The 24,081-nt window shown below is 56.2% G+C and carries 17 protein-coding genes; 4 read left to right on the forward strand and 13 right to left on the reverse strand.

Annotation, left to right across the window (positions count from 1 at the left end):
- Positions 1-33: 33 nt before the first annotated feature.
- The 9 genes from BM258_RS08520 to BM258_RS08560 form a co-directional block, all read right to left on the reverse strand.
- Entirely contained in the window at positions 34-1,629 is a 1,596-nt protein-coding gene (locus tag BM258_RS08520) for a formylglycine-generating enzyme family protein (RefSeq protein WP_090071093.1), read from the reverse strand.
- Complete coding sequence (locus tag BM258_RS08525) at positions 1,619-2,809, reverse strand: ABC transporter permease family protein (protein WP_090071095.1); 1,191 nt, start codon at positions 2,807-2,809, stop codon at positions 1,619-1,621. The genes BM258_RS08520 and BM258_RS08525 overlap by 11 nt, the downstream gene beginning before the upstream one ends.
- On the reverse strand, positions 2,806-3,543 hold the full coding sequence (locus BM258_RS08530; RefSeq protein ID WP_090071097.1) for an ABC transporter ATP-binding protein: 738 nt from the start codon (positions 3,541-3,543) through the stop codon (positions 2,806-2,808). The genes BM258_RS08525 and BM258_RS08530 overlap by 4 nt, the downstream gene beginning before the upstream one ends.
- Positions 3,540-5,426 carry a vWA domain-containing protein gene (locus tag BM258_RS08535; RefSeq protein WP_090071099.1) on the reverse strand — a complete coding sequence of 629 codons (1,887 nt, stop codon included), beginning with the start codon at positions 5,424-5,426 and terminating at the stop codon, positions 3,540-3,542. Before BM258_RS08535 ends, BM258_RS08530 begins: the two co-directional genes overlap by 4 nt.
- A gap of 18 nt (positions 5,427-5,444) precedes the next feature.
- Positions 5,445-6,608 (reverse strand): hypothetical protein, encoded by a 1,164-nt coding sequence (locus BM258_RS08540; RefSeq protein ID WP_139229240.1) that lies wholly within the window; start codon positions 6,606-6,608, stop codon positions 5,445-5,447.
- A gap of 101 nt (positions 6,609-6,709) precedes the next feature.
- Positions 6,710-9,445 (reverse strand): virulence factor SrfC family protein, encoded by a 2,736-nt coding sequence (locus tag BM258_RS08545; protein ID WP_090071103.1) that lies wholly within the window; start codon positions 9,443-9,445, stop codon positions 6,710-6,712.
- 12 nt (positions 9,446-9,457) lie between these two features.
- Complete coding sequence (locus BM258_RS08550) at positions 9,458-12,565, reverse strand: virulence factor SrfB (RefSeq protein ID WP_090071104.1); 3,108 nt, start codon at positions 12,563-12,565, stop codon at positions 9,458-9,460.
- Between the two features lie 19 nt (positions 12,566-12,584).
- Complete coding sequence (locus BM258_RS08555) at positions 12,585-13,850, reverse strand: hypothetical protein (protein WP_090071106.1); 1,266 nt, start codon at positions 13,848-13,850, stop codon at positions 12,585-12,587.
- Position 13,851: 1 nt separating this feature from the next.
- Entirely contained in the window at positions 13,852-15,792 is a 1,941-nt protein-coding gene (locus tag BM258_RS08560; RefSeq protein ID WP_090071108.1) for a S1 family peptidase, read from the reverse strand.
- A 496-nt stretch (positions 15,793-16,288) separates the two neighbouring features.
- Here BM258_RS08560 and BM258_RS08565 point away from each other — a divergent pair, with 496 nt between their 5' ends.
- Complete coding sequence (locus BM258_RS08565) at positions 16,289-17,530, forward strand: multidrug effflux MFS transporter (protein ID WP_244544641.1); 1,242 nt, start codon at positions 16,289-16,291, stop codon at positions 17,528-17,530.
- A 109-nt stretch (positions 17,531-17,639) separates the two neighbouring features.
- On the opposite strand, the gene BM258_RS08570 is transcribed toward BM258_RS08565, so the two are convergent.
- Positions 17,640-18,728, reverse strand: a complete 1,089-nt coding sequence (locus BM258_RS08570) for a Gfo/Idh/MocA family protein (protein ID WP_090071112.1) — start codon at positions 18,726-18,728, stop codon at positions 17,640-17,642.
- Positions 18,729-19,022: 294 nt separating this feature from the next.
- Between BM258_RS08570 and BM258_RS08575 the strand changes: the two genes are divergently transcribed.
- A complete protein-coding gene (locus tag BM258_RS08575) occupies positions 19,023-19,934 on the forward strand; it encodes an AraC family transcriptional regulator (protein WP_210186698.1) in 912 nt (303 codons plus the stop codon).
- Positions 19,935-20,040: 106 nt separating this feature from the next.
- Here the strand turns inward: BM258_RS08575 and BM258_RS08580 are convergent, their stop codons facing one another.
- Together BM258_RS08580 and BM258_RS08585 are read right to left on the reverse strand one after the other, a co-directional pair.
- Complete coding sequence (locus tag BM258_RS08580; RefSeq protein ID WP_090071114.1) at positions 20,041-20,784, reverse strand: SDR family NAD(P)-dependent oxidoreductase; 744 nt, start codon at positions 20,782-20,784, stop codon at positions 20,041-20,043.
- A gap of 78 nt (positions 20,785-20,862) precedes the next feature.
- Positions 20,863-21,282: a MarR family winged helix-turn-helix transcriptional regulator gene (locus tag BM258_RS08585; protein ID WP_210186699.1), complete on the reverse strand. Its 420-nt coding sequence runs from the start codon at positions 21,280-21,282 to the stop codon at positions 20,863-20,865.
- Positions 21,283-21,595: 313 nt separating this feature from the next.
- Here BM258_RS08585 and BM258_RS08590 point away from each other — a divergent pair, with 313 nt between their 5' ends.
- Positions 21,596-21,982 (forward strand): DUF2255 family protein, encoded by a 387-nt coding sequence (locus BM258_RS08590; protein WP_090071118.1) that lies wholly within the window; start codon positions 21,596-21,598, stop codon positions 21,980-21,982.
- A 154-nt stretch (positions 21,983-22,136) separates the two neighbouring features.
- Positions 22,137-22,904, forward strand: a complete 768-nt coding sequence (locus BM258_RS08595; RefSeq protein WP_090071120.1) for an SDR family NAD(P)-dependent oxidoreductase — start codon at positions 22,137-22,139, stop codon at positions 22,902-22,904.
- A 265-nt stretch (positions 22,905-23,169) separates the two neighbouring features.
- On the opposite strand, the gene BM258_RS08600 is transcribed toward BM258_RS08595, so the two are convergent.
- Complete coding sequence (locus tag BM258_RS08600) at positions 23,170-24,030, reverse strand: oxidoreductase (protein WP_090071122.1); 861 nt, start codon at positions 24,028-24,030, stop codon at positions 23,170-23,172.
- Positions 24,031-24,081: the final 51 nt, after the last annotated feature.

Raw genomic sequence — 24,081 nt, forward strand, 5'->3', positions numbered from 1 at the left:
ATACTGACTTTCCTGTGTCTCTATAAATCTCAATCAATCAATGGATGGGGTTGGAATTTCATCGAGGAAATGCAGCACGCTGTGCTGGTTGCGCGCGTGCCGGAATTTATCAATGGAGGTTTCCAGAGCCTCGACAAAGCGGATCATGTCCGTGTCGTTGCGTTGGGAAAGCGCCTGCTTGACGACGCCCGACTGTGTGCGGATTTCCGGCGCGGCATAATCGGCCAGCGTGTCCACCGTCTCGTAATAGGCGTTTGAAATCAGGGTGTAATGGTTATATTCCGCCTCGATGCGCGGAGCGTAGAATTCGGGGTGGGTATTGGTCAGCTTGGCCTGTTTGTAGGCCGCCTTGAATTTCTTGATCGCCCGGGCACTGAGGAACACCTCCATCGCCTGCAGCCCGCCATTGGACAGCATGACGCGCACATTGCGGGCCTTCAGCTCATTGCGGCGGGCAAACTCGTCTTGCAACTGCCCCTGCAACTCCCTGATCTTGGTTTGCAATTCTGCATTCTGAACCTGATCGGCCACGGCCTCCATCTGCTGGAGCGGCTGCTGATCTAGGGGGCCATCCACCTGACGCTGGGTTTCTTCAAAGGCCGTCTCCAGGCGTGGAACCTCGGAGACATCACGCGGGATGGACGAGGTGCTGACAGCGATGCGGAAGCCCATCGAGCGGCGCTTGAACTCGCCTCCCACCTGCGCATCGAAGAAGGGATTTTCATCGCGCCGCGCCGAGGTGATCAGATCGGGGCTATCAAGAAATGAGCCGCCGCGCACCACGAAGCCACCAATCGCCCCATGCAGGCGATCCGAGCGGGTCATGCGGAAGGAATCCTGCACGATTTCGGCAGCATTGCCGTAGACGTCATAGAGCCCCAGCGGATTTGGCTTTTTCTTGCCAATCGGCTTAGCCTTACCCGAGGAGGACATCGCCCCATTATACCAGGCGTAATCGTCGATGGTGCCTTCGCTGAAGAAGACCGGCTCATTGCGCACGGCAGCGGGAACTGCACTGCCGCCTCTGGCCGCAAATTCCCACTCCACCTCGCTTGGCAGACGGACAAAGCCATTGGCTGCTCCGATCTGGGAGAGGGTTGCCATCATGCTGGAAGGATTGCTGTAGAGCCAGATATTGAGCTTTCTGGTGAAATCAATCGCATCATACCAGCTGACATTGGTAACGGGCACATTGAGTTTGCGGCTCATGCGTCTGGGGCAGACATCGGGCCCCTTCATCACGGCATCATATTGGCCTTGCGTCACCTCATATGCCCCGATCAGATAATAGCGCTCGTGGGTTTCGTCATCCATGAGGGTGCCGGAGATATATTCATGGTGGTTTTCCTCGATATAGCCACGCGTCCGTCCGGCATCACGACCGATCACGATGCGCTGGTCACTCAAAGGACCGACCGGTGAGCTAGGATCTTCGGTGATGGTCACCACCTTTTTGAGCGCAATCTTGCCCCCGCATGGGATGGGCAGCAGCAGGACATCGGGATCGCCAGCCGGATTGTAATAGTTGGCGTCCCACGTCTCCTGCGCCAAAGTCGCACCAGCGGAAAACAGAAACAGGGACAGGCCAGCGATGGCCCGCCCAAAAGCACGAGAATATCTAATAGCCACGGAACAGGTCCCCCGGACGAATATAGGTTGATTTTAAAGCAACAAAGGATGCGAGTATGAGCTGGAGCAGAAAGGCCCCTGCGTCGATCAATGCGATATGGCGAACGGGTAGCGCGAAAATGGCCGCGAAATTGCCATATACGCCCTGAAACTGCATATTCCCCAACCACGCCAGCAGCAATGTCAGGCCATCGGCCAGTAGAATGCCCCCCAAGGCGTTGAACAGGCCGATAAAGACAAAGAACATGGAAACGCCAAACAGGCCCTGCCCCATAAGCCCCAGAAGGGCGACGTGGGGCCGCAAGCGCTCAAGCTGGATGACCATGCCCGACCAGACAGACAGGGTAAGCCCGACAAACAGCACCAGACCGATTGCCAGAACGATTCCGCTCAGAATTTTATCGAGCTGCTGTATGGCCTCGATGCGGGCGGCATTGCTCTGCACCGAAAAGCCCAGACGTGTCATCTCATTGGCCAGCGGCGCGACATGTTCGATGCGGTCGGCATATAGGCGCAGGCCGGAATAAACGTCCGGACGCTCAGCAAGGGGCTTGCCCTCCTTGCCCCTGTCAGGCAGGGCAAAGCCATCAATGAAGGCTTCCACCTCCTGAATGACCGAGGGGGTGACCATCACCCATTGACCAACGACCGTCTCCCGCGAGATCACGTTGGCAATGGTCAGCGGAATGCGCAGCAGCTCTCTCTGCTTCTTGCGATTGGTGGAAATCTCGAATGCATCCCCCACCCCTAGCCCGATTTTTTCAGCAAGGTCGCGGGTAATGATGGCGTCCCCGTTTCCAACCAATCCCTCGCCTGCTTGCAAAAGCGGATCGCCGGTGCCAGTCGGCAACAGGGATATGGGCGTTCTATCCCGACCATTGTCATGACTTGCGAACGCACGGGAGGCGAGATAGCGGGCTGTCGGCATGATGAAGCCGATACCATCGAGGGCTTCGATTTCCCTGAGCTTATCGGGCGTCAGGACATAGTCCCCCTTCACCCGGATTTCTAGGCTCGCCGGAGATGTCCGCAATTCATCAAGCATCGACTGGATGAAGCCGACCTTCATGCTCCAGAGCAGCATTGTGGGCACCAGCACCGAAATGAGGGCGATCATCGCCGCGATATTGGGCTTCGGAGAGCGCAGGATGCTCTTTATGGCCAGATCCAGTGCAATCATGCTCTGCGTTTCTCCGCGCCGGATTGATGGGCAAGTGTTGCAGACATGGCATTGTCGGCAAGCATTCTGGTTTTGATTTCGTAGAAGTCGAAGCCATAGGCTTTTGCCAGATCCCAGTCATGGGTGATCATGATGAGAATGGCACCGGCGCGCTCAGCCGCCCAGATGATGGTTTCGATGCAGTCCCGTGCGGTTCGCGGGTCCAGTGCCCCCGTCGGCTCGTCGCACAGAATGATGGACGGGTGATGGGCCAAGGAACGGGCAATGGCCGTGCGCTGTTTTTGTCCCACCGAGATTTCATCAGGCATGGCATCGGCGATCATCGCTATGCCCAGTCGGTCAAACAGTTGCTCGACGAACGCGGCATCGGGACGGGCTGAAATATGCTGTTGCAGCAGGACATTTTCCCGCACCGACAGAAAGGGAAAGAGCGGGCTCTTTTGCATGACATAGCCGAAATAGCTGGCACGCAGGCGGGCGCTCTCGCGCCGGTTTTTCGAGGCGGCATTGAGGTCGTGGGTCTTGCCATCAACAACAAGGTCAAACTGCTCGCATATGCTGGGCTGGCTGGCCATGGCCAGAATATCCATGGCTGTCGTCTTGCCTGATCCCGTCGTGCCGACAACAGCGATCTTCTCCCCGCCCTTTGCATCAAAGGCGGGGATGTGCAGATCGAACGCCCGGTCGGGGTCTTTCAGGCTTTTGCGTATGTTGCGAACAGTGAGTGCGATCATGGCATGCGGTCCAGCGAGATCGTCGTGACGGCTTCTCCCGGCGCGGCATTCTCATGCAGGTCGAACCAGCGGTCCGGATCGGAATGCACCCGCTCGTAATAGCGCAGCTTGGATTCCAGACCATTCATGATGTCCCGCTGCTCGGGCGCACTGAGGGTCACCCAGTCGGCCATGGTCATGGCTGTGGTCTGGCTCTTGTAGGGCAGATCATCCAGATATTCTGCAATGGCATCACCAAGGCTCTGATCATCGCGGATCTGGGTCGGATCGTTCGAGGTGCGCAACGCCAGATCCTGAATGCTGCGGAAGAAGGCGTTGGCATCGATGATGCCGCCGGGCCTGTTGGCCTGATCCACGATTTCGCGCAGATTCTGCGCCATGGTTGAAAGCTGGTTCTTGGTCAGCAGAATGCGGATATCGAGCGCCTGACGGGCATAGGCTGCGAAGGCACGGTCGATGGTCCAGGCACGATAGAATTCCGGCGCCTGTTCGCCCTGCTGATTGCCACGATATTCCAGCTGGAAGGCCTTGGCGGCGCGACGCAGATTGGCCTGAGTGGAATTGTCATTCGCGTCGGGCTCAGCGATCTCCTTGTCTTTCTGGATATCCTGCGAAGTGGTAACGATCTGGCTGGCAATCAGGCTGACGCCATTGCCAAATTCACGCACACTGCCCTCGGAGACATCGGTATAAAGATCATTCATAGAGCCTACGAGGCGGGACGCCTGACGATATTGCAGCTCGGCGGTGCGATGGTCCTTCTTGCCGGCCGGAGTTTTCAGATGCATCACCAGAAGGCGGATCCCCTTGTCATTGAGGTCTCCGGCCAGTTCGGGGATGTCCAACTCGTGGGCGTAGTTATCGCCCAACTCGGGGGATTTAGCCCCGGCATCGGTAACAAGGATCATATATTTGGCGGCATAGGGCTGCCAATTGTTATCATTGCTGGCAAAGGCGATGCCACCGATGGCGTCCTCATCGAAGCCGACGGTCGGCACCTTGGCAACATCCATATTGTCAATCGCAGCAAGGAACTGGTTGACGTCTGAATGCGCGTCCAGCGGCAACAGATTTTTGACATTATAGCCAATGCCCGGATTGGTCAGTGTCGACTGGCGATAGCCCACCAGCCCGAAGGAAACCTTGCCTGACAGCGGGGAATTCTCAAGCTGCACACCAATCTGTTCGACGACTTCCTTGGTCTGGCGGATATAGGGCCCCATGGAAATGGTGGTATCAATAACAAAGACGACCCCTGCCCTGAAATCCTCAGTGGTGCGCCGCGCGCTGGCCGCCGTCACCGACCCCACTTGCAGCATGTTGCCTTCATTGTCATCGGGGAAATAGATCGATTCATGATCGAGAATGGGCAGCAGATAGAAATTGTTGTTGTCGTTGATGGCATTTTCCGGCTCTACAGCCACGATGTCGGGGCTGTTGGCGAACTCATCAGGCGTTTGATAGGCCTCAATGTCATCGGCGAGCGTGTTGAAATCCTTAAAGAAGAGATGCCGCACGCGACCGGCTTCAGCCCGGTTGTTGAAGGCCACAACGATAGACTGTTTCCAGTCGACCAGCTTTTCCGAAGCGATCCAGCCTGCCGCATCTCCCCGACTGTTGATGCCAACCTCGGTGTAGCCATTCTGCTCGCCATAGACATAGTAGACGGCGAAGGCTGGCACATTGCCCTTGATCACCTGCGCACTGGGCGAGGCAGCAGAAAGCAACTGGCTGCCCGGTTTGGTCACGACCCTGCGGTAAAGGGTCTTTTTGCCTTGCATGAGCAGCGCTTCACGCGCGAAGGCAGACTGCTCAAGTCCGACCAGGGGAATGAGCGTCAGGTTTGCAATCAATAGAACAAGAATAAAAGCAAATTTCTTCATGGAGCCAACCTTTCAAGCTTATCTGCAATAGTCGTCGACAGCGGTGCGGGCCTCTGCATCCTGATAATATTTCGGCTCAAGGAACTGGCAGAGAGTCTGGATATCCGCCGCAGCATTGGCGTCTCCGCCAGCCTTGAGGCGCGTATAGGCGTCAAGCGCCGTATTGGCATTCTTGATGACCGATGCGCCTGCCGCATCCGGCTTGGTGGGGTCATAGCGTTCGGCATAGGACCTAAGAGCTGGCGCATAGCCCTTGTTGGAGGCAAGGCGCAGGAATTCGGCAGACATGTCGCTCAGATCGGCATTGTCTGCCGTTTCCTCGGAGGCCTCGTAGAGCTGCTGTCCGGACATCTGCCCGCTCATCATCTGCTGCTGCCAATAACTGCGGCCTCTGGCCACCTGCGGCTCTTGCGGCGTTGGGGCCGGTGTTGCAGATGGCGTCTGAGCTGGTGTCGGCGCAGGCGTGACAACCGGCTCCTCAACTGGCGTTTGCTCGGCCTGTTGGGAGAAGGAATCCAACCCGGCCAGCAAATAGGGGCTGTAATACCAGCCCAGCAGGCAGACCGCGATCAGAACCCAGAAGCCAGCCAGCCCGACAATAGTCTTGCGGCTGATACGGGTGGACGGTTTCTCTGTTATGGACGGATCGGCAAAGGCTATGAGACTGGGGTCGATCGAAATGGTTTCCCCCGGCATATAGTGTCTGCCTTTTGCCGCCCCTGCACCGGCGGCCTCGTCACCGTCTTCATTGTCTGTAGGCGCTGCGCTTTGCCTAGCGCCGCCCCCTTTGACATTGACCGCCAGATCACTTGGCCCTGCCTTCTGGTGAGCATCCGCAGATGGCTTGGAAGAGACGATGCCAAAGCCGGATGACTTGCGACCGGAAATGGGAACGACAGGCCAGAAATCTTCCTCGAAATAGCCTGTACCTGCGATGGCAATCTTGATGAAATCCCCTTCGCCAAGATGATCGACAATGGTCGGGCCAAGCAGCATCCGCCCCCCATCCACGGCATCGACGGGCAGATTTTCCGGCACGCTTTGCCAGCCACTGCTGCCCAGATAACGATCCTTGTCTGTTTCGCGTTCAATGACCAAGGCCGTCTCGGGCGTTACGGCATGGTCCATGCTCAACCAGGCATGCCCGGGACCGTGTTCCTTATGCGCCGAAAGTATTCTCATTTCCTGCTCACTTTCCGATAAATTCTCGCGTGCCATGCTCTTCATTGCTGGCTATCTGTTGCGGGCGCACCGCGCACCACTGATGCGTTCCTTTGGATGCGTTACCTTGAAAGCCTTTCCAGAATGCCGCCGAGTCGCGCATTGAGTTCAGGATCAACATCAAGCGTGTCGCCCAACGCGTTATCCTGTACGACCTTGAAGAAGGCATGCAGCCAGCTGTCGACATAGCGGGTGGTAAAGGCATCGGGTTCGTCGGAGATGCCGCTGGTATCAAAGGCAACCGCTCTGGATTTGAACACCGGCTGGCTACCCGTCTCATATTCGATCACGGCTCGCTTTTCCTCCGGTAGCAGCGACATGCCCAGATCGGCGATAAAGCCGTTGGTCATGTGCTCGGCGGCCAGCGTGGCCTTGTTGAGCAATTCGTCGCGACGATCCACAAAGGCGATGCGGGCGATCTGTTCGGCCAGACTGTCCGTCAGCTTGACCCGACGCACGGCCAGCGCGATTTCCTTGGCGATCTCGCGCAAGGCGTCCGCCGACACTCCGGTGAGCGCAGCAAGGCTTGGATTGTCAGCCTGTTCGAACAGATTTTCGATCATCGTCACGATGGCCGCTTCAGCCAACAGGCGCTGCCGGTTTTTGGTAGGCGCCTTTGAGGGCGGCTGGATCGCCTTTGCCTCAGATGCTGCCTCCGCAGCTGCACTGGCCGGAGCCCGACCTCCACCTGGTGTCGGCCTTGGTCGCACGCGCCCTGCCCCCGGACGAGGACGTGAGGGGGCAACCGATGCCACGGCCTGCGAAGCGTCGCTGTCATCATCAGACCGGCTTTCGATGGCGCGGCTGAGACTGGCTTCATGCAATCGGCTGGCCAGCATGCCCGGATCCAGCATCAGGCCACGCAACAGGGAGCCAAAGCGCATCCGTTCGTCACATACATAAAGCTCCTGCAAAACCTGATCAGCCACCGCCAGCCGTTCGTCCAGCCGAACCGAGGAATCGGAGCTGACATAATAGGCGGACAGGCGCTCGGACAGGCGCTCCCGCAGTTTTTTGAGGCGCTCTTCTATCTGCCGTTTCTTGATCTCGGGGTTGCAGACCGGTGACAGATTTCTGGCTATGTGCGACGCGCCGCCGTCATTGAGTTCCATCATCTGCGCAAATGCTTCGGCCGGATCGCTGAAATGCTCCTGTACCGGCTCGACGCTGACGAAGGTGTTCTTGAGATCCCCCAGAAATCCCTTTTCGCTCTCCCTCACACCAGTCTCACTCTGACCATCGATATCAAATATCTCGCGGTTCAGAATGTTGGGGTTGCGCATCAGGTAGCAATTCTTGAAGGGCTGGCCCGGCGTCCAGTTTTTCACCCATGTGTCGGCGCTGCCGCCATAGGACTGGATAAGCGGGTTTTCGATGGCCCCACCCAGCCGCCCTTCCAGCCCGAAGGAGCTGTCGCTGGTCTTGCGGGTGAAATGCAAATCGAACTTGGTGAAGATGAAGAACAACAGAACTTCTTTGTTCAGCCGGTTTTCAGGCTTTGGCCCGTGGGTCGCCGTAATCCATTTGGCCACCACCTGTGGCAGCTGGTCCACGTCGAGATTGTTGGGCTGGGCGCAGAGCAGCATGGAGGTGATCTCCTGCTCGGCCACATAGCGCTGGAAGAGATATTCCACCTTGCCGCGCAGCAACAGCGTCTGCAGGGTCTTGTCCGGATTCTGTGCCAGATATTTTGCGATGCCCTTCAGGTTGCTGTCGTCATCATCTTCTTCGAAATCGGCCGCTTTCAGGCCACGGCTACGATAGCCGGGGAAGTCGAGCAGGTCGGTATGGTCGAAGAAATCCCAAGGCTTGTCCTGAATGGTGATGAGGATCTCAGCAGTCAGGGCCGCCACCGAAGAGCGCGGCAATGAGGCCGAGGCGCCACTCATTGTCTTGACCTCGATCTGCTCGCTTGAGCCTTGGGAGATGTCAGACAAACCGGCCACCGTGATGATGCTGGTAATCTTCGGGTTGGTTGCATCGATGGCAGCCAAAGGCACATAGGCGGTCTTTGGGAAATCCAGACGCTGCAGAGCCGTGACCAGATCCACATAGAGCTTGGTGATCGGCTCTTCCTTGCCCCAGAGGATCGAGAAGAACTTGCCCAGATCAGCAATGGACAGGTTGGGGCAAATGTCCGCAGCCGCCATCCAGAAGGCATCCAGCTTGGCGGTTAGAGCCGAGGCGCTCATATATTGGGTGAAATAGTCCTGCAGATCCCAGACATCTTCCGGCTTCAGGCCATTATTCTGACCACCGGTGCCAGCGCTTAAAAATCGACTGACATGCTCGGTAATCTCGGCACTTTCAGGAAAGCTGTTGGGGCGACCATCAAAGAAATAGGCGTTGGCGATAATCTTGATCAGATCCGCATGGGAGAGCCAGCGCAGGCAGACGGGGAAGCCGACGGGCGTCGTCTCCTTGTTGATCGTAAAGCGGGTGACAAGGCCGGTGGATTCCCCTTCCTTGTCGATATTGATCTGCTTGATATAGCTGACCGGCTCATCGACACCATCAAAGACCGCATAAAGCTCATCATTCGAACGGGCGAGCACCGAGATCAGATGCGACTTGCCAACCTGACTGGCGCCGAACACGGCAACCGCCATGGGGCGGGTGGCTGCCTCGGAAAGCCGGAGGGCATCAACGACACCGCGCTTGAGTTCGCGCTCGATCGACTTGGCCGCCTCCCCGATACGCTCCACATTGGCGGGCATCTTGAGCCAGTCGACGCCTTCCTGCGCAGCACTGGCGGTTTCTTTTGTCTTTTCAAGCAGCTGCTCGTTTACAATCATCATTTTTCGGCCCCGCTAAATGTTCAAGATGCCAGAGTCGAGCCAATATTCGCTCTGGGACAATGGGAAGGTCCGGAAGGAAATGGACACCACGCGCTGCACGTCGCCGCCATTGGCATCCACGGCATCGACGATGCGCAGATCTTCCTTGGTCGCCTCGTAATTCATCAGCTTTGCCGCCTTCACATCGGGATGATCCATTTCATCCTCATCCAGCTCGAGCATCATCTCGCGCGCCAGCGTGACGGAGATCGGCTTGGCCGGACCATTGTCTTCGAGCTTGATGTGATAGAGTGGCGAGGTCACCCAGCGCTCAAAGGGCAGCTGGCGATAGCCGACGAGGCTCTCAGTATAAAGCTTGAGCACCTTTTCATTGTCGGCATTGGCATCATCCAACTCATCGAAGGTGAAGAGCACATTGTCATTCTTCAGCTTCATGTCCTTTTCCAGCTCGCCGATATAGCGCGTGGTCGAGCGGCCCTGCAGCATGTGGGTATAGAGCGTGAAGTTCGTGATGCTGTGTTCAGCCAGAGAACAGAGCATGCCGCCAACCACTGCGCAGGATTTTGGATCGCCGATGCGGGTGTTGTCACGACTTCTGAAGGGATACCAGTTGCCTGCGCGATAGTCGCCCATTGGCAACAGCCGGTCCGGACCGATAACGAGGCGATTGAGCAGCCCCTCCTGAATGGCGGAGAGTTTCGACGGTCGCCCTGACAGCAGAACATAGTCACAATCGAAATGGGCCAAGGCTTCAGCCACCGGCTCGAACACCACATCCATCACTTCCTGAATGGCATCAGAGACCAAATGGAAGTTGAGCGGCACGGCCATGGACATGATGTCGAACGGCTCATCGCCGGACTGGCCCAAGCCGGAGACAAGATATTGCTGCACGGACGGATAGACCGACAGCGAATCCTTGATCAGCTCTGCCATGGTTGCCGAATGGATGACCTCATAGCGGTCTTCGCCGGAATTCTCGTAGCGCTCCATAATGCCCAGCGCGGCGGGCACCAGAATCTGCTGCACGAACTGGCGTCTTGCATGCTTTTCATGCTCGGCCATGTTGGCTCGATCACCATGGAACAGGTCTCTGAGCATAACCACCGCATCGCGGACGCCATGTTGTGTGAGCGCGGCTTCCAGCACAGGAATGATGCAATGCTCGATCACCGCCTTGGTGATGTCGTCCCCAGCGATCCGCACCCCTTCCCGGAAGGTCTGCACCGGCACGATGGCACGGTCATCATCCTGAAAATAGGTGGTGATCATCAGGTCCGTCGTGCCGCCGCCGATATCAAGGCTAGCGACGCGCAGGGATGGCTCTTCCGGTGTGTCTGGATTTGGTAATTCATCGGGCAGGAAACGCTGGCGCGGCTTGCCCATCATGGTGAAGAATTCGCAGATGCGCCCCCCGAAGCGACAGCTGATCTCGCCATAAAGCCAGACCAGTTGCACGCAACTGGATTCATCCCACGCCACATGAATGGAAGGACGCACCAGACCCGGAGGCGGGTTTTCGTTCCACTTCATGATATCCCACAGGAAGCTGATGGCCGCCTCGGCGCGCATTTTCATAATTTGCTGCTCGCGCACCGGCAAAGCGGTGGGCAAGGTGAGGATGATGCGCCGAAGGCTGCGAGGCGCTTCGCTCTGGCGACGATCGGCCCGTACCGCCGGGTCATTGATCATGACCATGGCCTGAAAGAAGATCTCCGAGAGCATGAAGCTGTAGAAGGACGAGCGCGAATAGGTCAGTTGCTGGCTGGGCCGCAGATATTCGGCCGGTTTGCTTTTGGGGTAGAGCGCGGTGAAGAGGTCTCTCTCCTTGCGCACTTGCGAGAGCACATCGCCATGGGCATTGAGATAGCGGCGCGCCACCTTGCCGACGGGTGGCAATTCGCCCTCATCGGAATAGTCAGATTGCGGGAAGCGCCATGGCTGATTGACCGGAGCCACATCCCACAAATAGCGTTTCGGGGCGGACATACCGATGATGGATTCCAGCCCTGACTGGGTGGACTTGATGCGGGAAGCCTCTGGCCCGACGCGCACCATGGTCGGCCAGAAGAAAGCATCGCTGCGGCCAGACATGCGCGACAGATTTTCCTTTCCAAACCATGCCTGCGACAGGGTTACATGGCTTTCAAACGGCTCGTCATATGTCTGCCAGGGGCGCTGGATGTCACGCATCTGCAGCTTCATGGAATTGTTGAGCTCAACAGAATCCTCGTTGGGATAATTCTCGATCAGCATGCCGCAGGTGCGACTGTTGCCAACGTCGAGGATAAGATCCACATTCACCGGACGCACCGAGCGGGCGTCGGAAATCGTGTCCACGAAATGCACCACGCCGGGCTGAACCAGCTGGTCAAGCAGCTGCAAAAGGGCAATCCAGCGGGCGGCATGCTCGAGGTGATATTTGCGCTGCGGCTGGCGTCCCTTGGAGCGCTTCGTCAGATACTCCTCAAACAGCTCATCGAGCCATTCGGCCACCCAGATCTGATAATCTTGCTGTGCGTCACTGCCATCAATTGAAATCGGATTGGAGAGGAACCAGCCATTCTTGGCCATGGAAGAGACCATCCTGAACTCGCACGGATTTTCGACATCGAGCTTGCGCGGAGCCACATAGAGCTGGCTGCTATCATCGGCGGCATTGACCGTGACATTGTCCGCGTCATCCATGGCGAGAGCGGTATCAAAGGAAAAGATGACCTTGTACCAGAGCCCTTCATCGCCGTTTTTCTCATAATCGCGCACGACCATGGCGCGGGCCCAGTTGGTCGGGCCCTTATCGAACATCATCTCGCCATTGGCCCCGCGCCCGGGCAATCGGCGCAAATAGGGCACTGGCACCCACTTGCCCAGGAAGGGCTCGAGAGCCGCTATCTTGTTGATGTCGTAGCTGATGTCATCCATCTGCTCCTGTTCTGGCTCATCGTCATTGGGATTGGATTCCAGCAGCTTCCACGGAACGCCTTCTTCGGTCGCTTCCTGAGGAAACGGGCGCTCGATGAAATGCCGGCGAAAGCTGTTCAGCTGATTGAGGTCGAATCCATACTCAACGAATTGAATGCCAGAGAAAGGAACCAGAGTGATATCAGCGAATATAGTCATGTTGTTGCCTATTGCAGCGCTATTGCTTGTTGGCGAGACCGATAAAGATCGGTCGTTTCACCTGTGAGCGAGACGCTACGCCGTTGATTGTGTAATTCGATGTGATGGCACCATTCTGCCGCCTGACGACGCGGACGGTGTAAGGGATATTCTGCTGGGGCTGGCCGCGATAATCAAACAGGGTCACGAAGATCGGCAGATCACCGGTCGGGATGGCATCCTCGGTCTGCCAGACAATATTCTCCACCGGAGTCATCGTGATTTTGGAGCGACCGTTTGAATCCGTATCAAGACTTGCCCCGCACTTATTCTTCTCTTTGAACCAGATGAGGCCGTTGCTGCATTTGACCATCAGATCCAGATCCGTGCCGCCATTCCATGCCAGCGAAATCTGCAAGGCGCCATCGCCTGCGTTGCGCTCCAGAAGGCGCTTGTCCAGCTCCTCATTGGCGATAGGCTCTTCAGGTGTTCCTGCGACGTCGCAATTCTCGTTTTTGAAGGCGAGCGCATTTTCCAGAAGGCGCACTTCCTGTTGCAGGCTGACCAGATCGGTCTGGTAGCGGCCCGGGCAATAGTCGATCCACGGAAAAAAGGCCGAGATGGAACAGGCCTTCAGCAACACATACAAGATCGCCGCAATGAGCAGAGCCAGAAGCGCCCATAAAAGGGCAATCAGCCAGCAACGCTTATGGTTCTTCTTCTCATGGACAGGTGACTGCTGCGTTTGGGCAGCAATATCCAGCGCGTCTTCCGGCTTTGCCACATGGGGCTCGACGATCTGAGGCGGCGCCTTTGGACTCGCCTTGGCCGCGACCGGCGCAACCTTGCTGATACCGCCCCGCATGGGCTTGTGATCATTGAGGCGATAGCCCCAGGCCACCAGCACCGGATGGCCATTGAGGGCATAGATATGCTTGCGGCTCGGCACGCAGGTCGCATTGGCCAATGCCTTTCCCAGCGCACGATCATCCGGGTTTGATGCCCCTTGCAGCTCATGCGCCAGACGGCCGATCTTCTCTTCGGCCACATGCAGCTCGGCGAGCAGGTTTGCCTGCTCTGGCTCATCAAGCGCTTCAAGCGCCTCAATGCGGCCAAAGGCCTTCACATACCAGTCGATGCGGGCGCCATCCATGCTCCCCACCGGTTCGGCAAACAGCGCAGCAACCTCATCCCCAAGGGTTACAGCAACATAGTCCACGATGCTGTCATAGTCGCGCTCCTGCGCGCTGCCAATGGGGGTCAGTTCGGCAGAAGGTGTCGTGGCGATTTTAATGCTTCTCGCCATGTCACGACCCTGCCTGCTCGTTTGCTGATGCCAACGGACAAGGCGCGCTCGCAGTTGTTGCCTCGACACCATTCTGGGAGAGGAAATCGAGCAAGCTATCACTCTTGAGCGCAAAGTTGAGGCGCAATTGGGCTTCATCGCTGGTCTTGATGAAGGTATTGACCCCGACAACACTACCGCATGCATCCACCAGCGGTCCGCCGCTGTTGCCCGGCGAAATATCGGCGCTATGGAGCACCAGCTTCAGGCCTGACGGACTGTCCTGAAAGACCGTCACGATGCCTTGTGTCAACACCATGCTCGGCGCGGCATGGGCATCGCCTGCAAGCAACTCGCGGAATTTGGCGTCTGTTTCCATGAAAAAGCCCGGGAAGCCTGCCGCGTAGGTCTGCTGTCCCTTGCCGATGGTGCGGGTAAGCTGCAAATAGCGATTAGCAGGCGTTCCTTCCATCGCAAGCAGCGCATAATCCTTGTCGCCCAATTCACTTGTGCTGCTGGTGGCCACGACATTTGCCTTGCGCACGTCCCCCAAGGTTTCATTGATCACGAAGACCTGTCCGCCCTCGGCTGTTTCTATGACATGGCGGTTGGTGACGATCTGATTGGGCGCAATCAGGAAGCCGCTCCCGCTGCTCACCTGCCCCTTGGCACCAGTCGCCAGAACGAGCACAGTCGCCTGATCAAGCAGCGGCACCAGATCCGTTGGCGATTGCGCCGCAACAGGGCCTGTTGGGGTAGCGACGGGCCGATCAGTACCTTCAGCCCCAGAGCCCCCTTGCAGCAAAGCGCCGTCCGGGCCCAGCAGTCCCGGCGCGGCAACGCAGCGCCTTTGCGAAAGCTGGCTGCGCAAATCGGCGATGCGGGTGCGCAACGCCTGTTCGGATTGTCGGATTGTCGATTGGGAGAGAAGAGAAGCGGAATAAGAGCCGTAAGGGTAGATCAGAACACCGGGGATGAGAGCGATCAACAAGAGAAGCAGCGACACGATGCAGGCAATCAGAACCGGCACCCAGCAGATCCGGCCCCGAGGCTGGTCCTGTTCGCCTCGTCTGCCGCCGGGAAAATCTCCTCCCCTGCCGCCATAGGCACCTGCCGCGCTGGCCGTAGCTCCGGCCGCTCCGGTCTCCGCGCCATCGGAGGCAAAATTCACGTCGGACCGCTTGAGCTTCAGCGGATCAATAGCGGCAGCCCCTTCCACCCCTTCACTCTGATAGGAGGCATGGGCCGCTTCGAAGCCTTCAGCCGTAGAGCTATCTGATGACACAGCATCTCCAAGAGAGGCTACCGCAGCGGCTGCACCCGCACCGGCAACCACGCCAGCTCCGGCTGTCAAACCAGCCGCGGCTCCACTTAAAGATGGCTGATCGCGTTCCTCATCAGCATCCGATGGGCTTTCGGCAACGTCCAGCATCAATTGCGCAAAATCAGTCAGATCATAGTTTTCAGGCAGAAACTGGCCAACGCCATGCAACAGGTGATGCGCCATTCGATCTGCACTGGACACCACACCTGCAGGCACTATGCCCCAATTGGTGATGACCGGCTGGCCATTGATAACGAGCATGTCTGCATCAAAGGACAGGATATTGAGCCAACCCAATATCATCCGGGCCTGCGGATCATCGAAGCGATGAATGCGGTTGAGCAGATCGCTCAAAAAGCCGCGCAACATGGCCGCAACACGCACTTTTCCGGTTTGGTCGAGGCTCTCCCAAACCTGCATCTGGCCGACATCGTCGCCATACCACGCCACAGTCAGAAGAGTATCATCTCCATCTCTCTTGACCGCCGGAGATGCAAACAGTCTTACATAGCGCGGCATGTGAGCCGCCAGATAGTCCAGCCCCTCATCATAGGTGTCCAGAATCGGCGTGCCCTGAAATCTGATTTCTTCTTCGCTGCTGTATCTGTTGCTTTTTAGGAAGGTGTGCTGCCCACTCACGGAATTCGCCCCCACGGACTAAGTCGCAAACAACCAGCCCACAATTTTAAATTTATTAAACCACTAATTGAATTTTATATTCTTCTTGAAACACAAGAGGAAAAATTGCAACCAAATTGTGTCATGGAGTCTATGCTAATAATTTAATTGAATAATTTTCCTTCACCGAACTATATAAATGGGCAAAATTATCAACAAACAAATGCCAAAAGACTCACCTTCGTCATATTCTACTCTTGACTTAAACAACCACAGATAAGTAATTTCTCGAATATTACATGCTGCAATTACTAACTTATAACTTGTAGTTTCTCCCTTCTACGCGCCTTTTCTGCAAAGAAATGAGAGGTTGACTGAGCGCCCTCATGCCAACGGAAGATGTTTTCTTGAGCCTGTTTCATGACTCTCATCGCGATATCGACATCAAACCGAGCTGGATTTTGCTGCCTGTCGGCCCTATAAATCGGTGACCATTATAAAGGACACCCATCCTTCCATGACTTCAGACAATATGGCGGACCAGACGCTCCGATCACGGCCAACGCAACCTGCGCTATGGCATGCAGGAGCGGTGTTGTCGGCCCTTATGGCCTTTGCCTCGATCTCAACTGATTTCTACCTTCCCGCCATGCCGGAAATGGCTAAAGATCTGGCAGCAGCACCCGGACGCATTGAACTGACAATTTCGGGCTACCTCATCGGCATATCTCTGGGGCAGCTCTTCTGGGGTCCGATCAGCGATCGCGTCGGGCGCCGTCTGCCTGTTGCCATCGGCATTGTTCTATTCATCATCGGTTCAGCAGGCTGCGGCCTTGCCCAAAGCGTTTCGAGCATTATTGTCTGGCGGGTAATCCAGGCAATCGGCGCAGCAGCCAGCATTGTTTTATCCCGGGCCATGGTGCGCGATCTCTATGAAGGCGACAGGGCAGCGCAGGTCATGTCGCTCCTGATGGCTGTCATGACGATTTCACCACTCATCGCCCCCAACGCCGGTGCGTTGATTGTGTCCCTCTCCAGTTGGCGTATGATCTTCGCCCTGCTGGTCGTGATCGGACTGGTCACGCTCATCGCCCTGTTCACGCTGCCGGAAACCTTGCCAAGCCGACGGGAAGGAGGCTCAAGCAGGGGAGCAGCTCTCTCAGAGCTCGGTGCAGCCATGCTTGATTATGGACACCTTCTCAAAAGACGAGCTGTCATGAGCCATGCACTGGTTTGCGGCTTCTACTATTTTGGCATGTTTGCCTATGTGGCCGGGTCTCCCTTCGTCTTTATCGACTATCACCAGCTTCCTCCCAGCTTCTATGGTCTGATCTTCACGACCTGTGTTGTTGGCATCACGATCGGCAACCTCATCAATTCGCGCCTTGTGATGCGTATCGGGCGGCTCACAAGCTTGCGGGCCGGCTCAGCGGGCGCCTGTCTGTTCGGGCTGTGGCTGGCGATCAGCGCGTGGTCTGATCTGGGCGGTGCGCTCGGTTTCTTTGTGCCCATGTTCCTGTTCGTTTCCTGCACTGGCCTGATCCTGCCCAATGCCCTTTCGGGGGCGCTTGAGAGCAGTACCAATGATGCGGGGGCGATTTCTGCGCTGTGTGGGGCCATTCAGTATGGCGGCGGCATTTTCGGCTCCGGACTGGTGGGCTTGTGCGCAGACGGAACTGCTTGGCCTCTCGGCCTGCTCATTGCTTTTTCCGGTGTCGGCACGATTGGGTTCAGCCTGTTGCTGGAGCGTAAGAGCTGACCCTTTGTCTCCTCGCCTGAGTACACCGGAGAGAAAAGAAAGCAGGCCGGAGATAGGCGGCCTGCCTTGCTTTTTTACTTTTAGCCAGAGACACCGCAATGGGAGCCTATCACCCTTTTGCTGCGGCCGACTTTTCGATTTTATCCAGTATCTCATGCAGAACAACGGCGTCGGCAAAGGTGGGCGCAGTTTTGGTGCCATTCTGGATATCTTCGGCAAGGCGCGCATAGATGCCAGCCACGTTGCGCGCGCCCGGAAATTCCGGCTGACCTTCATAAACGGATGCGTCCGGCATCAGGTCGACCAGTTCGGTTTCCTCACCCTTGGCCCCCTTTATGGTAAGCTGAACCATCTGGGCGTGACCAAGCCCTGCGGTAACCTGAATATCCCCTTCAGTGCCATTGATCTCCCAAAGGAAATTGGTGCCACGGTTGGTGCCGCCTTTATAGTGTAGCGAGAAGGCTGCACCACTCGCCAAAGCCCCCTGAACCATAACCTGATCAGGTGCAGTCTTTAGCTTTTTCTCTCCAGTTTCGGTGACGGCCACCGTATCGAAATTGAACAGTTTGGTCGCATCCAGATCGCCAAAATCGCCCAGCACATCCTTGATTGCAGCCAGAGTGTGACCGATGGGAATATCTTCCATGGTGGCGCCATTCTTCTTGTCAAAGAGATAGTAGAGCGCCTCGCTGGTCTGGTTGGCCCAGCTACCGCCAGTACCGATGACGCTGGTTGAGAGCACCCTGCCCACATAGCCATCTGCAATAAGCTTCTTGAGATGCAGGATCTCGTGCGCAGCACGGGCTTGCGTACCGGCGACGGCCACAACGCCCTTTTCCTCGGCGAGAGCGGCCAGCTTGCGCGCCTCTTCCAGTCCGTTGCCCAGAGGCCATTCGCAATAGACATGCTTTCCAGCATCGAGAGCCTTGCTGACCAGTTCGAAATGATAAGGCACCTTGACTGTTACCACCACAAGATCGACTTCATCGGACGCGACCAGCGCGTCGGGCGTTTCAAAGGCATATTTCAAGCCATGCGTTTTTGCCGTCCGCTTTGCGCTTTCTGCAGAGCTGTTGGCTACCCCGATGATCTCGAAACGGTCTCCAAGGGATTTGAGCGCGGGCATATGGGCCATAAAGGCCCAATTACTGTCCGGGTTCAGACCGATGAAGCCGACACGAATTGGCGTTGTAGTCATAGAAGAGTCTCCTCAAATCTGAAAATGGTTGGCATTCATTAAAAGCTTTGCGGCATAGGATTTGCCCGAGAGCAGCAGTGTCAGGACGTGTTCACCAAGGCGACGAATTGCCTAAAAAGACCGTCGAGATGCGCAATGGCTCAGGCACCCACGCTAGAAAGGCTTGACCAGATCCTGCCTTTTCTGCTTCAGATATAGGGAATTGAAGGGACACTCCCTTGCATTATTTGATCTCAGGCTTGCCTAGTTTGATCATTCTTCCGCATAGATCCCGTGCAGCCATCAGGAGGCCCGATGCTCAAGCTCCAAAATTCCATGAACGGATTGCTCGACGATCTACGCATGCTTGTTGATGACATTCAATCAACAGCCCCAGCCACGCTGGCCAGCAGGCAGATCATCAACGGGGTCGAGTTGATCACCACAAGCACACCTCAGACCACTTTGTCCGATGTCTATGCCCCCATGGCCAGCATTGTGCTTCAGGGCAGCATGGAAGTATCCATCGGGCAAGCGCTGCTGCACTATGATCCGGGCACATGTTTTGTCGGTTCCATCGACCTGCCAATCACCAGTCGCATCACAACCGCCAGCGCGGAGCGCCCCTATCGGGCCATTCACGTGCAGCTGGAACGGGACAGTCTGGCAGATCTCATCGCCGAGGCGCTCGATCATGCCCCCGAACAGGGCAAATGCTATGCGCTCGGGCCCGCTTCGCCAGAGTTGCTGGAGGCTTGTTACCGCCTGCTACAGCTTCCGCTCAGACCGGAAGACGTGCCGGTAATGGGCCCGATGATCCGCAAGGAAATGCTCTATCGTCTGCTGCGTGGCCCACAGGCCGGTGCGATCCATCAGATCGTGTTGTCCGATCCCAAAATCCAGCAGGTCCGACGGGCACTGATATGGATAAGAGAGAATCTGGAAAAGAGCGTTCCGATTGCCGATATGGCAACCTGCGCAGGCATGAGCCAATCCTCTTTCAGACGCCATTTTCGGGTGGCGACGGGCATGAGTCCTCTGCAATATCAGAAGACACTGCGTTTGCAGGCAGCAAGGCGCGCCATTTTGGCTGGTACGGATGTCAGCCGGGCTGCCTTTGATGTGGGCTATGAAAGCCCGTCCCAGTTCAGCCGGGAATATTCCCGAACATTCGGCGTTGCGCCCTCGCGCGATCCAGGCTTTAGCAAGGACGCTCCCTGCCGCTAGAATACAAAATGGGGCAGAACTGCAGCTTGGCCTGTGCCTTGCACTGTTCCGCCCCACTTTTTCATACTAGATTGCCATGCTTGCCATTGGCCTGTTCAGCCTTGCATCAAGGCAGGTAAGCACCGCCGCAAACCGGATTGTAGGTGCCGGTTACATGGCCGCTCTTCTCATTGGCGAGAAAGCGGATCGTGTTGGCAACATCTTCCGGCGTTGCAATTTTTTGCGTCGGCGTGAAGTTACGGATCATTTCCTTGAACTCGTCCGGAGCATTCTTGGTAGCGTCGGTTTCGACAAGGCCCGGAGCCACGATGTTGGCGGTGATGCCGAGTGGGCCGAGTTCCTGCGCCAGATATTTGCAGAAGCTGTCCAGAGCGCCCTTGGCCGAACCATGCGCAATGAAACTGGGAGCCGGAGCTTCAGACAGAGTGCTTGAAATGAAGATCAGGCGGCCATAGCCTTTTTTCTGCATGGAAGGAATGGCGAATTTTGCAGCCTGATAGGACGCATGCATTTCGTCATTCAGCTTCTGGGCGAATTCTTCCCAGGTCTGCTCGATAAATGGCTTGGCCGTGAAGTTCATGTTGGCGTTGGAAACCAGAGCATCCACGCCACCGAACTCTGCTTCAATTTTGTCGAACATGCCCTTGAGCTGAGCATCATCGCGCACGTCTGCCTGCAAAGCCACGGCTTCGCCACTGGCACTCTTGATTTCTTCTACCAGAGCATCAGCAACGGCGGTGCTGTTCACATAGTTGATGAAAACCCGGTATCCGTCAGCCGCCAGAGCCTTTGACGCAGCTGCGCCAATGCCTCGAGCTCCTCCCGTTACCAGTGCATTGCGTTTTGTCATAGATCTTCTCCGATTGTCATGGTGAGTAAGCGTTCCGATTTCTCGGATTTGGGTCAGATAAGGTGAAAATGTGCAATCCTATGGGGCTGCGCCTCTCAAATTCGAAATGATTTGGGTCAGTGTTGCTTTCTGCGCGGCCAAAGCATCGGCCTGAAGCCCCTGCTCTGCATCATGCAAGACAGATCGGGCTATGTCTGAACAGCGCTCGACAAGGTCGCGAGCGCTCGGCGTCACGATCAGAACCTTCTTGCGATTGTCATCAGGATCTTTCGAGCGCATAACCCAACCACGCTTTTCGAGACCGGTTGTCAGGCGACTGACACTCGACTTGTCCAGATATAATTGCTCGCCAAGCTGGCCTTGCGACAAGGGTTCCATATTCATGAGGATGACGATCGCCCCCCATTGTTCTGCCGTCATGTCGATGCCGGCTGCGTGAAAACGGGATGCCAACAGATTGTTGAACAACCGGCTCGCCAGCCCGGTAAGATGGCCCATGGAATTCTTTATGTCATAAAGCTTCTGCATCTTTAGTTGTATATACAACCATATACTTTGTGTCAATGCGCGTCCAAATCAGTTTGGCCAGACTGCACCATTTGGCCAGTGTATGAAACGGGACTATTCAGGCTGCAAACAGGGCTAATGAAGCAGGCTCATGACTGTCAGTGAAAATGCCCGCATTAATTTCTCGCTCCAAGGCGCCACATAGCTAAGGGACAGACGGTCAAACGATCTGCCAAATGCGAAAACCAGCACAGAATAACCAGCCGCAGACGACAGATTGATAAGAATAAGAACGGAGGTTCCAATGGCTTGGACAACAGAACAATTACAAGCTTTTGCCAGAGCCGATGATTGCCGCATCGCCCCATTCCGCCAAGACGGGGTAACCTGCGGCACACCGACATTTATCTGGTCTGTTGTAGTGGAGGACGCGCTTTTCGTCCGAGCTTACAGCGGAACGAGATCCAGTTGGTATCAGGCTGCCTTACAACAAAAAGCAGGACAATTAACCCTCGCAGCCGCCGTTCATGACGTCAACTTTGACCCTGTCGAAGGCGAAATCAACGACAGAATTGATGAAGCCTACAAAGAAAAATATGCCCACAGCCGTTATCTCTCCTCAATGATTTCGGACAGGGCGCGAGCAGCAACCGTCAAGGTCACTCCCAAGACAGCCTCTCAGCAGGCCTGATCAGACATCTGTTGCTCTTCGGTGAGGGGATTTCCCCTCGCCCCAGATTTCCCAATTTTCCTGAACGAGCCGGAGCCTTGCTCCGGCTCGCTTTTCCCGGCGCATCTCTCGGGCTGCGTTCGGGCATCCTATTGACAGAAGAAAGGACTTTGAAATGAAAAAATTACTGGAAGGCAAAACTGCCATTGTTACAGGTGCAAGCAAGGGCATCGGCTTTGCCATTGCCGATCTTTATGCAGAAGAAGGTGCCAATGTGGTTTTGACGGCACGTGGCAAAGAAGGCCTCGACAAGGCCGTGAAAGCCATCAAGACCAAGGGCGGCCAGGCCATCGGTGTCATCGCTGACAATGCCGATCCGGAAGCGCCTGCTCGCGTCTTCAAGGAAGCCATCGACACCTTCGGTCAGGTTGACATCATGGTCAACAATGCTGGTGTTGGGGAAATGTTCGCCATTGAAAAAACCTCCACCGAGCATTTTGACGAAATCATGCAGATCAACCTTGCAGGCCCGTTCCGCTATTGTCGCGAAGCCGTCAATCATATGATGCCGCGCAATGAAGGCCGTATCATCAACGTTTCTTCTGTGAACGGTACCACACCGATCTGCGGCGTTGCCTACACCTCCACCAAGGGCGGCATCAACACCATGACGCTGAATATCGCGATGCGTCTTTCGGGCACCAAGATCCGCTGCAATGCCATTGCGCCGGGCGTAACAGACACCGACGCCGCCCGCGCATGGGCAGCCGGAGAACAGGAAGGCGGCGGCGAGATGCTGGAATTTTCAGATAAATACACCAACACCAGTGTGCCTTCCACCGAGCCGATCGATCAGGCCTATGCAGCGCTTTATCTCGCCTCGGAAATGGGCCGTGCCGTAACCGGACAGGTCATTCAGGTGGACAATGGTCAGTTCCTGTAAGGCCTCCACCTTTGCGAGCGCATCGCTTTAACATTGCCATCACACCGGGCCCCACGGGGCCCGGTTTTATTTTGCCTGATGCTTGCTGCCATATTCTGGCGTCTCCAACTCGCTCGCCCTTTATGCACAGATGAGAAATGCGCAAAGGAAAAGCCGGCAGGATTGGTTCCTACCGGCTTTTGATTTTTCACATTTGTCTTCTTTTCACGTTTGCGTACTTTTCACGTTTGCGTTCCGGCGGTTTATTCAAACCGGCCTTTTACGCCTACATGTCAGAAAGTTCAGCATCCGGGAAATCGACACCGCAGGTGACCTCTTTCCATTCCTCGAATGTCTGGCGCAGTTCTTCAACCCGTTCCATCGCCAGATTGTAGGCATAAGAGCCCATCAGCAGGCGCAGAGGTGGATTTTCGTTTCTGGATACATCGACAATCGCCTTGGCCAGACGTTCCGGATCACCGGGCTGATTGCCGGAATTGTCATGCTGCAAGCTGCGGACATAACCGGCGGTTTCGGCATAGTCGTCGATGGTGACTTTCGGATCGACCGAAGACCGACCGGCCCAATCGGTGCGGAAGCCTGATGGCTCGATCAGGGTAACCTTGATGCCTAGTGGCGCAACTTCCTTGGATAAGGCTTCGGAAATGGCTTCCACGGCAAATTTCGATGCGCAATAATAGCCAAGCGACGGGTGAGAGGTCAGGCCACCAATGGACGAGAAGTTGAAAATGTGCCCCGATCGACGCTTGCGCATGCCCGGCAGAACGCGACGGGTGAGAGCGGCAAGACCAAAGACGTTGGTGTCAAACTGGCGACGGATTTCGTCTTCTTCGCCCTCTTCGATGGCGGCGAAATATCCGTAACCCGCATTGTTAACCAGCACGTCGATCTGACCGAAATGGTCCTCAGCCTTGGTCACGGCAGCATCGATCTGGGCGCTGTCTGTCACATCGAGAGCCAGCGGCAGGGCAATCTTTTCGTTGCCTTCAACCAGATCGGCAATGCTTTCCAGCTTGCGCGCAGTCATTGCCACACGAATGCCTTGCGAGAGCAGCAGTTTGGCGATTTCGCGTCCAAAGCCGGTTGAGCAACCGGTGATGAACCAGACGGGATTCTGTTCAGCCATTGCAATATCTCCTTGTTAAATGGAACCAAGCACAAGCTCACGAAAGGAACA

Origin of the sequence: Cohaesibacter marisflavi (assembly GCF_900115225.1) — a bacterium.
Taxonomy (GTDB): Bacteria; Pseudomonadota; Alphaproteobacteria; order Rhizobiales; family Cohaesibacteraceae; genus Cohaesibacter; species Cohaesibacter marisflavi.